Source organism: Actinophytocola sp., assembly GCF_036402745.1.
Taxonomy (GTDB): Bacteria; Actinomycetota; Actinomycetes; order Mycobacteriales; family Pseudonocardiaceae; genus Actinophytocola.
In genome coordinates, this window is sequence record NZ_DASWSJ010000309.1 from 22,414 (window position 1) to 32,889 (window position 10,476).

Annotated in this window: 13 protein-coding genes; 3 read left to right on the top strand and 10 right to left on the bottom strand. The window is 71.4% G+C overall.

The window, feature by feature from the left end; genetic code table 11:
• Window positions 1–45: 45 nt before the first annotated feature.
• Window positions 46–336, bottom strand: a complete 291-nt coding sequence (locus tag VGD70_RS28975) for an acylphosphatase (RefSeq protein WP_331086877.1) — start codon at window positions 334–336, stop codon at window positions 46–48.
• A gap of 113 nt (window positions 337–449) precedes the next feature.
• On the opposite strand from VGD70_RS28975, the gene VGD70_RS28980 reads away from it, so the two are divergent.
• Entirely contained in the window at window positions 450–1,136 is a 687-nt protein-coding gene (locus tag VGD70_RS28980) for a PKD domain-containing protein (protein ID WP_331086879.1), read from the top strand.
• Window positions 1,137–1,207: 71 nt separating this feature from the next.
• Window positions 1,208–1,915, top strand: coding sequence for a CAP domain-containing protein (locus tag VGD70_RS28985; RefSeq protein ID WP_331086881.1), 708 nt, complete (start codon window positions 1,208–1,210; stop codon window positions 1,913–1,915).
• Here VGD70_RS28985 and VGD70_RS28990 read toward each other — a convergent pair.
• The 3 genes from VGD70_RS28990 to VGD70_RS29000 form a co-directional block, all read right to left on the bottom strand.
• Window positions 1,909–2,295 carry a VOC family protein gene (locus VGD70_RS28990; RefSeq protein ID WP_331086883.1) on the bottom strand — a complete coding sequence of 129 codons (387 nt, stop codon included), beginning with the start codon at window positions 2,293–2,295 and terminating at the stop codon, window positions 1,909–1,911. The two genes, VGD70_RS28985 and VGD70_RS28990, sit on opposite strands and share 7 nt — an antisense overlap.
• Window positions 2,296–2,389: 94 nt before the next feature.
• Window positions 2,390–3,073 carry a response regulator gene (locus VGD70_RS28995; RefSeq protein ID WP_331086885.1) on the bottom strand — a complete coding sequence of 228 codons (684 nt, stop codon included), beginning with the start codon at window positions 3,071–3,073 and terminating at the stop codon, window positions 2,390–2,392.
• Window positions 3,070–5,643 (bottom strand): DUF4118 domain-containing protein, encoded by a 2,574-nt coding sequence (locus VGD70_RS29000; protein WP_414638087.1) that lies wholly within the window; start codon window positions 5,641–5,643, stop codon window positions 3,070–3,072. The genes VGD70_RS28995 and VGD70_RS29000 overlap by 4 nt, the downstream gene beginning before the upstream one ends.
• Window positions 5,644–5,786: 143 nt before the next feature.
• On the opposite strand from VGD70_RS29000, the gene VGD70_RS29005 reads away from it, so the two are divergent.
• Entirely contained in the window at window positions 5,787–6,530 is a 744-nt protein-coding gene (locus VGD70_RS29005) for a helix-turn-helix domain-containing protein (protein ID WP_331086889.1), read from the top strand.
• A gap of 92 nt (window positions 6,531–6,622) precedes the next feature.
• Here VGD70_RS29005 and mutM read toward each other — a convergent pair whose 3' ends face one another.
• From mutM to VGD70_RS29035, 6 genes are all read right to left on the bottom strand, one after another.
• Window positions 6,623–7,483 (bottom strand): bifunctional DNA-formamidopyrimidine glycosylase/DNA-(apurinic or apyrimidinic site) lyase, encoded by an 861-nt coding sequence (gene mutM, locus VGD70_RS29010; RefSeq protein WP_331086891.1) that lies wholly within the window; start codon window positions 7,481–7,483, stop codon window positions 6,623–6,625.
• A 13-nt stretch (window positions 7,484–7,496) separates the two neighbouring features.
• Window positions 7,497–8,240, bottom strand: a complete 744-nt coding sequence (gene rnc / locus VGD70_RS29015) for a ribonuclease III (protein WP_331086893.1) — start codon at window positions 8,238–8,240, stop codon at window positions 7,497–7,499.
• Between the two features lie 27 nt (window positions 8,241–8,267).
• A complete protein-coding gene (gene rpmF / locus VGD70_RS29020; protein ID WP_331086895.1) occupies window positions 8,268–8,450 on the bottom strand; it encodes a 50S ribosomal protein L32 in 183 nt (60 codons plus the stop codon).
• Between the two features lie 38 nt (window positions 8,451–8,488).
• Window positions 8,489–9,046, bottom strand: coding sequence for a YceD family protein (locus VGD70_RS29025; protein ID WP_331086896.1), 558 nt, complete (start codon window positions 9,044–9,046; stop codon window positions 8,489–8,491).
• A 93-nt stretch (window positions 9,047–9,139) separates the two neighbouring features.
• A complete protein-coding gene (locus VGD70_RS29030; RefSeq protein WP_331086897.1) occupies window positions 9,140–9,868 on the bottom strand; it encodes a DivIVA domain-containing protein in 729 nt (242 codons plus the stop codon).
• A 95-nt stretch (window positions 9,869–9,963) separates the two neighbouring features.
• The coding region (locus tag VGD70_RS29035; RefSeq protein ID WP_331086899.1) for a ribonuclease domain-containing protein at window positions 9,964–10,476 on the bottom strand (513 nt) is incomplete at its 5' end.

Sequence of the window (10,476 nt, forward strand, 5' to 3'; positions counted from 1 at the left end):
CCAGGGTTCAACCCGCGGATGATTCTGTCGGGCGTGACCACACCGTTATCTCTCCTCGAACCCCGGCAGGTTCCCCTTGGCGGCCGACCACCGCTCCACGACCGTGTCGACCGAGCCCGGCGTGCGGCCCGAGCGGAGCAGCTCGAGCAGGCCGTCGCACAGCTGCCGTGCACCCTCCGCAACCACCTCCACCCGGCCGTCGGTGAGGTTGCGCGCGTAGCCCCGCAGGCCGAGCTCGGAGGCCCGGCTGCGGGTCCACCAGCGGAAGCCCACTCCCTGCACCCGGCCGTGGACCCAGGCGGTCAGGCGCACGGGCTGATCAACTACGGTGTCCACGGATAGTGGTTCCTCGATCCGGTGTGTGCACGATCAGTTACAGGTGATACGTTACCGCGCTGTAATACGCCATCTGGAGCAACGATGGCGAGCCGAGGAGGATGGACTCTCACATGTCCGAGCACATGTCCGAGCCTGAGGACGAGCTGACACCGTTACCCGAGCCGGCCGAGAGGTCGAAGCTCTCCCGCTCGCCGTACATCGCGCTCGGCGTGGCCGCGGTGGTCGTGGCGACGGTGTTCGCCACGGTGGCGGCGCTCGCCAACTCCAGCGACGACACGGCGGCACCGCAGCCCAAGAGCAAGGACTCGGTCCAGATCACGACGTCGGAGACGTACTCGACCGACCCCACGTCGACGTCCTCGCCGACCGCCTCGTCCGCGCCGTCGTCGGCCGCGTCCAGCAGCACCACGACGACCACCACGGACAGGACCACGACGACGGAGCGGCAGACCGACCCTCCGGGCAACACCCCGAAGCCGCCCACACGCACGACGACGCCCAAGCCGCCGACCACCACCCCGCCCCCGCCGCCGCCGAACAAGGCGCCCACCGCGAGCTTCTCCTTCACCTGCAACGGGTTGACGTGCGACTTCAACGGCGGCGCCTCCTCGGACCCGGAGGGCGGCCCCCTGCAGTACAGCTGGAGCTGCGGCGGCTCCGGGGTCACCACCTCGTGCACGTTCCCCTCCAGCGGCGACTACCAGGTCACGCTCACGGTCACCGACAACAAGAACAAGACGGGCTCGCAGACGAAGACCGTCACCGTGCCGGGTCCCACCACTACCTCGGGTAACTAGACCGACCTTCATAACGTCACCCGTTAGTGGTACGTTGCCGGACCGTGACATCGGCCCGCGCACGGAGACCCGTGCTCCCCGCTCTCGCCGCGGCGCTCGTCGGTGTGGTCACCGCCGGTGCGGCGACTCTCATGGCACACGCCACGGAGTCCTCCGGCGGCCAAGGACGGATCGGCCTGGCGGTGGAGAACCCGAGGGGCCCCAAGGGTTCCGCCGGCCTGAACCACCCCGACAACCCGGTCGGCACGGGCTCCGCCACGGACAGCTCCGGCTCGAAGACCGCAGAGTCGGGCAACGCGGACACGTCGCCGAAGACCGACGACGCCCCGGCGCCCAGCTCGAGCCAGACCGCCTCCCCGCCCTCCACCTCGTCCCCGCTGCCCCCGGCCACCTCCGTGCCGCCGAACCCCGAGCAGCAGGTGCAGCAGGTCGTCGACATCGCGAACGCCTACCGCGCGGAGGCCGGCTGCGAGCCGCTGCGGGTGGACGCCCGGCTCACCCAGGCCGCGCAGGACCACAGCAGCGACATGTCGGTCCGTGACTACTTCGACCACACCACCCCCGAAGGTGTGACGTTCGCCGAGCGCATCGTGACCGCGAACTACCCGACCCCCGGCGCCGAGAACATCGCGCGCGGCCAGCAGAACGCCGCGCAGGTGATGGACAGCTGGATGAACTCCGACGGCCACCGCGCGAACATCCTCAACTGCCAGCTGAGCGCCCTCGGCGTGGGCCTGGACCTCGACGGCATGTACTGGACGCAGGACTTCGGCTACTGAGCCTGCTCGCGGACCAGGCAGAACGGGTGGCCCGCCGGGTCGGCGTAGATCCGCCAGCCCCGCTCGCCGGCACCGGTGTCGAGCACCCTCGCGCCCGCGGCCACGACGGCGTCGTGCGCGGCCGCCAGCTCCGTCACCCCGATGTCCACATGGGACTGTTGCGGGTACGCGGGGTCCGGCCACCGCGGCGGCCGGTGGTCGGCCACCCGCTGGAAGCAGAGCACCTGCCCCGAGTCGAGGTGCAGCGTCGACCAACCGTCCTCGAGGGACCAGCGGCGGTCCGGGCGGTTGACCTCCCCACCCAGCAGTGCCTGGTAGAAGCGGGCCAGCACGACGTCGTCGGCGCAGTCGAGGACCACGCACTGCAGAGAGCCGATCACGGGAGCAGAGCGTAGGGCGTGGCTGGTCCGCCTCCCCGGGAATTAAAAGTGTGCGTTGCCTCCCGGCGAATGGTGCGGGTCTACGAGACAGGCCTTAGACCTCGAAGCGGTAGCCCATCCCGGCCTCGGTCACCAGGTGCTTCGGCCGCGACGGCTGCGGCTCGAGCTTGCGGCGCAGCTGCGCCAGGTACACCCGCAGGTAGTGCGTCTCCGACGCGTACGACGGCCCCCACACCTCCTGCAGCAGCTGCTTCTGCGCCACCAGCTTCCCCTTGTTGCGCACCAACAGCTCCAGCACGCCCCACTCGGTCGGCGTCAGGTGCACCTCGGACCCGTCGCGCAGCACCTTCTTCGCCGCCAGGTCCACGGTGAACGAGGAGGTCTCGACCACCGCGTCCTCGCCGGTGGGCACCGACGCCGACGCGCGGCGCACGGCCGCCCGCAGCCGGGCCAGCAGCTCGTCCATGCCGAACGGCTTGGTCACGTAGTCGTCGGCGCCCGCGTCCAGCGCCGCCACCTTGTCGCCCGAGTCGGTGCGCGCGGACAGCACGATGATCGGCACCGAGGTCCAGCCGCGCAGGCCCTCGATCACCGTCGCGCCGTCGAGGTCGGGCAGGCCCAGGTCGAGCACCACGACGTCCGGCCGCACGGACGCGGCCACCCGCAGCGCCTCGGCCCCGTCGGCGGCGGTGGCCACCTCGTAGCCGCGCGCGGTCAGGTTGATCCGCAGCGCGCGCACGATCTGCGGCTCGTCGTCGACCACCAGCACCCTGGTCATTCCACAGCCCCACCATCCATCGGAAGGGAGATCACCACGGTGAGCCCACCACCGGGTGTGTCCTCGGTCCGTATCGTCCCACCCATCGCGTCGACGAAACCCTTCGCCACGGACATGCCGAGCCCGACGCCGCTCGAGGTGTCACCGAGGCGCTGGAACGGGGCGAACTCGACGGAGCCCTTCGGCAGGCCCCGGCCGTGGTCGACCACCCACAGCTCCACCCGGTCCTCGTGCGCGCTCGCCCGCACCGCGAACGCCGGCTCCTCCGCGGCGACTGGCCGCACGGGCCCGCCGTGCCGCAGCGCGTTGTCGACGACGTTCGCGATCACCCGTTCCAGCAACCCCGCGTCGGCCACCACGGCCGGCAGCCGCTCGTCGACGTCGACCGCCACGTCCCCCCGACCGTCCAAACCGGACAGTGCGCGGGCCACGACCTCGTCGTAGGTCACCGCGCGCAGCCGGGGCCGGACCGCGCCGGTGGCCAGCCGGGACGAGTCGAGCAGGTTGCCGATGAGCCCGGCGAGCCGGTCGGCGGACTCCTCGATCGTCGCCAGCAGCTCCGCGGAGTCCTCTTCGGACAGCGCGAGGTCGGGTGCGCGCAGGCTCCCGACCGCCGCCTTGATCGACGTCAGCGGCGTGCGCAGGTCGTGCCCGACCGCCGACAGCAACGCCGTGCGCAGCTCGGTGGTGTCCGCGCGCCGCTTGGCCTCCGCCGCCTCGCGCCGCATTCGCTGGTGCCGCAACGCGAGCAGCGCCTGCCCGGCCACGGTCTCCAGCACGCCGCGGGTCTCGGCCGGCAGCGCCCGCCCGCGCAGCGCGAGATGCACGTCCGGGGTGACCGGCACGTCCACGTCGGCCTCGTCCGGCTGGTCGCACGGCTGCGGCCCGACGCACGCCACCCGCTCCCAGACGCCGGCCCGCTTCTCCAGCAACGCCACCGAGGTGAGCCCGAAGTTCTCCTGCACCTTCTCCAGCAACCGGTTCACCGGCTCGGGGTGGGTGAGCACCGTGTGCGCGTAGGACGACAGCAGCGACGCCTCGGTCCGCGCCTCGGCCGCCTGCACCGAGCGCCGCGCGGCCCGGTCGACGACCAGCGCCACGAGCACCGCGACGAGCACCATCGCGACCAGCGTGATCAGGTTCTCGGTCTCGGCCACGTTGAGCGTGTGGACGGGCGCGGTGAAGAAGTAGTTCAGCAGCACCCCGGACAGCAGCGCGGCCAGCACCGCCGGCCCGAGCCCGCCGACGAGGGCCACCATCACGATGACGAGGAAGTAGCCGACCGCGTCGGTGGACAGGCTCAGGTGGTTGCGCAGCAGCACGCCGATGGCCGTCGCGACCGCCGGGGCGAGCACCGCCAGGACGAACCCGAGCAGCCGGCGCGGGAGGGCCAGCGGGCTGCGGGACAGGTGCGGCCGCCAGCCCCGGCCGGCCTCGGGGTGGGTGACCATGTGCACGTCGATCGACCCGGACCGCTGCACGACGGTGGCGCCCACGCCCTCGTTGAGGAGCCGCGCGAACCGCGAGCGCCGGGAGGTGCCCATGACGAGCTGGGTGGCGTTGGCGCCGCGGGCGAAGTCGAGCAGCGCGGTGGGCACGTCGTCGCCGATGACCGTGTGGAAGGACGCGCCCAGGTTCTCCGTGAGCTTGCGCATCGCGGCGACCGCCCCCGCGCCGACGCCGGCGAGCCCGTCGCCGCGCAGGATGTGCAGCACCAGCAGCTCCGCACCGGCCCGGGCGGCGATCCGGCTGGCGCGGCGGACCAGGGTCTCGGTCTCCGGGCCGCCGGTGACCGCGACCACGAGCCGCTCGCGGGCCTCCCAGGTCTCGGTGATCTGCTGCTCGGTGCGGTAGCGCTGCAGTGCGACGTCGACCTGGTCGGCCACCCACAGCAGGGCCAGCTCGCGCAGCGCGATCAGGTTGCCCGGGCGGAAGTAGTTGCCGAGGGCCGCGTCGATGCGCCGGGCCGGGTAGACGTTGCCGTGCGCGAGGCGGCGGCGCAGTGCCTCGGGGGTGATGTCGATCAGCTCGAGCTGCTCGGCCTTGCGCACGACCTCGTCGGGCACGGTCTCCTGCTGGCGCACGCCGGTGATCCGCTCGACGACGTCGTTGACGCTCTCCAGGTGCTGCACGTTGACCGTGGTGAGCACGGTGATGCCGGCGGCCAGCAGCCGGTCGATGTCCTGCCAGCGCTTGGAGTTGGGCGAGCCGGGCACGTTGGAGTGCGCGAGCTCGTCGACGAGCGCGACCTCCGGCTTGCGGGCGAGCACGGCGTCGATGTCGAGCTCGGTGAACTCGCGGCCGCGGTGGACCAGGGTGCGGCGGGGCAGGACCTCGAGCCCGGCGAGCAGGGCCGCGGTCTTCTCCCGCTCGTGCGTCTCGACGAGGCCGACCACGACGTCGGTGCCGCGCTCGACGCGCCGGTGTGCCTCGCCGAGCATCGCGAACGTCTTGCCGACGCCGGGCGCCGCACCGAAGTAGATCCGCAGCTCGCCGCGGCGGGGCTCGTCCTTCCGCGGTGCGTCCGGGACCGGTTCCGTGGCTGTCTCCACGTGGTCAGTCTGCGCCATGTCCGTCATGCCGGCTCCGTCCGTGGATCGTTGTCCACGGCAGGGCTGGTGACGTGCTTGCTAAGGCAACGATGACCTGGTGATCCCGCGGCGCCGTGCAGTAACGTTACTTTCCGAAGGAATTTCATCCGGATAAGGCGCATATGAACGAGCTCGACGACCGCCCGGCCAAGCCCCGCCGGACCCGCGCGGACGCTCTCCGCAACCGGGAACAGATCCTGCGCGCCGCCGTTGACCTCATCATTGAGCAGGGACCGACCGCGCCCATGGAGCTGATCGCGCGCCGGGCCAAGGTCGGCATCGCGACGCTGTACCGGCACTTTCCGGACCGATCGGTCTTACTTCGCCAGGTCGCGCTGGACACGCTCCGACAGTCGGCGGAGGAGGCGACGGCCGCGCTGGCCGAGGAGCCGGACGCTTTCACCGCGCTCGCCCGCTTCATGCACGACGCGATCGACCTGCGGATCGGTGCGGTGATGCCGGTACTGGCGGACCGCATCGCGATGGACGACGAGCTGATGGAGGCCCGCCGCCTCTCGCGCGAGGCCCAGGACGCGCTCGCGTCGAGCGCGCACACCGAGGGCTCGCTACGCCCCGACGTGACGGCCGGGGACATCAGCCTGCTGATCATCCGGCTGACCCCGCCCCTGCCGGGCACCATGCAGCCGGAGGACAACCACCGCCTGAGCCACCGCCACCTGGAGCTTCTCCTGGACGGGCTGCTACGGCTGGCCCACGACGACGGCCTGCCGGGCCCGGCGATGTCGATCAACGAGCTGACCCAGATCCAGCCGGGGCCGGGGCAGGGGTACGCGGGGATCACCGCGGAGATCCGAGCCCAGGAACGAAGCCGCTGCTGGCACGCGAACCGCACCAACGGCTCCTGACCCCGCCTCGGGTTTGTCCACAGGCCGCCGTCCGCGGACCGGTTTTGTCGGTGGTCGTTCTCTCCGCGTTCGGCTCGCTTCGCCCATGGGCGCTAGCGGACTCTGGGCCTCGGTTGGCATTTCGGGCAGGAGTACGACGAGCGGTTCATGAACGGCTCCCGGCGGACGGGGCGGCCGCATCTGGGGCACGGCAGGCCCTCCTGGCCGTACACCGCCAGCGACCTGTCGAAGTAGCCCGACTGTCCGTTCACGTTGACGTACAGCGCGTCGAAGCTTGTGCCTCCCTGGCCCAGGGCCTCGGCCATCACCTCGGTGGCTCGCTCCAGGACCTCGGTCGCGCGGGCCGAGGACAACCTGTCCGTCGGTCTGGCCCAGTGCAGCTTCGCGCGCCACAGGGCCTCGTCCGCATAGATGTTTCCTATGCCGGACACCAGGGTCTGGTCCAGCAGCGCCCGCTTCACCTCGGTGCGGCGGCGGCGCAGGGCGGCAACCGTCGTCGGGAGCGAGAACAAGGGATCCATGGGGTCGCGAGCGATGTGGGCTATCAGCGCGGGCACCGGCGTGCCGTCGACCTCGACCAGATCGTCCAGGGTGAAGCCGCCGAACGTGCGTTGGTCCACGAAGCGCAGCTCCGGGCCGTCGTCGGCGAAACGGAACCTGATCCTCAGGTGCTTCTCGTCGGGGGTGCCGGGCGGCTGGACCAGCAGCTGGCCGCTCATCCCGAGGTGGGCCAGCAGCGCTTCGTCGTCGTCCAGGGAGATCCACAGGTACTTGCCGCGGCGGGACACGGCATCGACGTGACGGCCCGCCAGGCGGGCGGTGAAGTCCGTGGAACCTTGCGTGTGCCGGCGGATGGCCCGCGGATGCAGCACCTCGACCGCACGCAGCTTCCGGTCGGTGACGTGCGCTGCCAGGCCGCGACGAACGACCTCGACCTCGGGTAACTCAGGCATCGACGAGAGACATCTACGCGGGGCCCTGCTTGCCCGACTTGATCAGCTCGGACAACGTGCGCCACGCGGCCTCGGCGGCCTTCTGCTCCGCCTCTTTCTTGGTCCGGCCGTCCCCGGTGCCCCGGTCGATCCCCGCAACGATCACCGTGGCGGTGAACTCCTTGCGGTGGTCGGGACCCTCCTCCTGCACGCGGTACTCGGGCACGCCGAGGCTGGCCTGCGCGGTGAGCTCCTGCAGCGAGGTCTTCCAGTCGAGCCCGGCACCAAGCAGCGGCGCCTCCGTGAGCAGCGGGTCGAACAGCCGGTGCACCAGGGCCCGCGCCGTCTCGACGCCGTGCTCGAGGTACACCGCGCCGATCACGGCCTCCATGCCGTCGGCCAGGATGCTGGCCTTGTCGCGACCGCCGGTGAGCTCCTCGCCCTTGCCCAGCAACAGGTGCGCGCCGAGCCCGAAGTCGCCGAGGTCGCGGGCCACCCCGGCCAGCGCGTGCATGTTGACGACGCTCGCCCGCAGCTTGGCCAGATGGCCCTCGGGCAGGTTGGGGTGCGCGCGGTACAGGTGATCGGTGACGACCAGGCCCAGCACCGCGTCACCCAGGAACTCCAGGCGCTCGTTCGGCGGCAGCCCGCCGTTCTCGTACGCGTAGGAGCGGTGCGTCATGGCAAGCGTCAGCAGCTCGGCGCCAAGCTCGACGCCGAGCGCTTCGAGCAGCTTGGCGGGGTCGGCCGCCGGACCCCGCGCTGCTCTACCCCCCACAGCCACTTACCACCATCGCCGTGTTGATCAGGCGGGCTCGGTGACCTGACGACCGTCGTACTGGCCGCACTCCGGGCAGACGACATGCTGGGGCTTGGGCTTCCGGCATGCTCGGTTGGAGCACTCCACCAGGTGCGGGGCGCTGGTCTTCCACTGGGACCTGCGCGAGCGCGTGTTGGAACGCGACGTCTTCCGCTTGGGGACGGCCACGACTAAATCTCCTTCGACAAGCTCAAGGTGGGAGGGACTTACTCGTCCCGATCCGTGCTGAACCGCTCGGTGAGCGCGGCCCACCGAGGGTCAATGGTCTCATGCCGGTGATCCGGACCGAGATCGGCCCACTTGCCGCCGCAGTCCGCGCACAGCCCGGCGCAGTCCGGCGAGCACAGCGGCACGCTCGGCAGCGCCAGCACGGCCGCGTCCCGCACCACCGGCTCGAGGTCGACGAGGTCGTCGACCAGCCGGGAGATCTCGTCCTCGTCGGTGGTCTGCTCGGTGGTGCTGTCCGGGTAGGCGAACAGCTCGGTGAACTCGACCTCGATCTCGGCACCGGAGATGGGGTCGAGGCAGCGCGAGCACTCCCCCTCGATGGGCGCGAGCGCGGTGCCGGACACCAGCACGCCCTCGACCACCGACTCGAGCAGCACGTCGAGCTCCACCTCCGCGGCCTTGGGCACGGCGATGACACCCGGGACCCCGAGGGCGTCCTGGGTGTGGACCACGCGGTGCACGTCGCGGGACAGGCCCGGCCGGCGACCGAGCTCCCGGGTGTCGACGACCCACGGGCTTCTGCGTTGTTCGGACATGACGAACTCGACGCTTCCCAACGTGTGATTTGTTACGTGTGATTTGTTCCGGCGCGCGATCGCGCGCCGGACCCATCCAGAGTACGCGACCGGTCAGGCCTGGTAGTCGAACGGCGCGACGTTGGCGGCCGGCAGCCCGCTCAGCGCGCCACCACGCAGGTGCGCGCGGCCCTTGTCGACCGTGCGGAGCGTGTGGGTGAGCAGGTCGCCGAACTCGGCGAGCTTGCTGTCGACGTACTCGTCGCACTCGCCACGCTGGCGGGCCGCCTCGTCGGCGGTCGCGTCGAGGATCCGCGCCGACTCGGCGTGTGCGGCCTGCACGACCTCGGTCTGCGAGACGAGCCGGGCCTGCTCCATCCGGCCGTCCTCGACCGAGCGCTCGTAGGACTCGCGGCCGGCCTGGATCATCCGCTCGGCCTCGCTCTGGGAGCGGGACACGAGCTCGTCGTACTTCGCCTGGCCGGCGGCCACGGTCCGGTCGGCCTGCCCTTCGGCGTCGGCGACCAGCCGGTCGGCGTGCGCGCCGGCCTCGGCGACGATCCGCTCGGCCTCCGCCCGCGCGTCGGCCACGGACTTCTCGGCCTCGAGGTTGGCCTTGCTGATGGTCTGCTCGGCCTCGTGCTCGGCCTTGCCGACGATCTCGTCCTTGCGGTCGAGCACGTCCTGGGCGTCGTCGACCTCGGCCGGCAGCGCGTCACGCACCTCGTCGAGCAGCTCGAGAATGTCCCCGCGAGGCACGACGCAGCTGGAGGTCATCGGCACTCCCCTGGCTTCCTCCAGGATCGTGACCAGCTCGTCGAGCGCCTCGAACACCTTGTACACCCCGTGCCTCCTCCGCCGCCCCGGCGCGCATGACTGCGTCGTTCAGTCTGCCGTCTCACGCGGGGCGGTCGGGGGAGGTCGGGGCCTGTGGCGTGTCAGCCGTTCACGTCGACCAGCGCGAACGTGGCGTAGCGGTCGGGGGTGTAGAAGAACTCGCCGGCGCCACCGGTGATCAGCCGCTGGTTACCGCTGTCCGCGCCGCTCGGCGCCGGCACGGCGTAGAGGTGGTAGTAGCCGGACGCGCAGGCCGGCAGCACGCCCTCGCGGTTCTGGTAGACCGTGCCGTCGTTGGGGAACGGGAACGGGCCGCCGGCGTTGACCCGCGCGACGGTGTCGGCCACCTCGGCGGGCAGGCTCGACAGCGCCACCTGGTCCACGCCGGTCGGGTTCCCGCACGAGCTGCCGCCGCCCCCGCCGAGGTCGATCAGCTGGAAGCTCGCGTAGTGGTCGCCGGTGTAGAAGTGCTCCCCCGCCGATCCGGTGACGATCCGCCGCGCCCCGCGGTCCGGGCTGCCGGGCGTCACCACGGTGTACTCGTGGTAGTAGCCGCTCGCGCAGTTGGGCAGGATCGCCTCGCGGTTCGAGAAGACCGTCCCGTCCTGCGGGTA

Coding starts and splice junctions, on each gene's coding strand:
- VGD70_RS29005 (WP_331086889.1), top strand. CDS start 5,787: ATGAACGAGCTCGACGACCGCCCGGCCAAGCCCCGCCGGACCCGCGCG.
- VGD70_RS29000 (WP_414638087.1), bottom strand. CDS start 5,643: ATGGCGCAGACTGACCACGTGGAGACAGCCACGGAACCGGTCCCGGAC.
- VGD70_RS28980 (WP_331086879.1), top strand. CDS start 450: ATGTCCGAGCACATGTCCGAGCCTGAGGACGAGCTGACACCGTTACCC.
- VGD70_RS28995 (WP_331086885.1), bottom strand. CDS start 3,073: ATGACCAGGGTGCTGGTGGTCGACGACGAGCCGCAGATCGTGCGCGCG.
- VGD70_RS29025 (WP_331086896.1), bottom strand. CDS start 9,046: ATGTCCGAACAACGCAGAAGCCCGTGGGTCGTCGACACCCGGGAGCTC.
- mutM (WP_331086891.1), bottom strand. CDS start 7,483: ATGCCTGAGTTACCCGAGGTCGAGGTCGTTCGTCGCGGCCTGGCAGCG.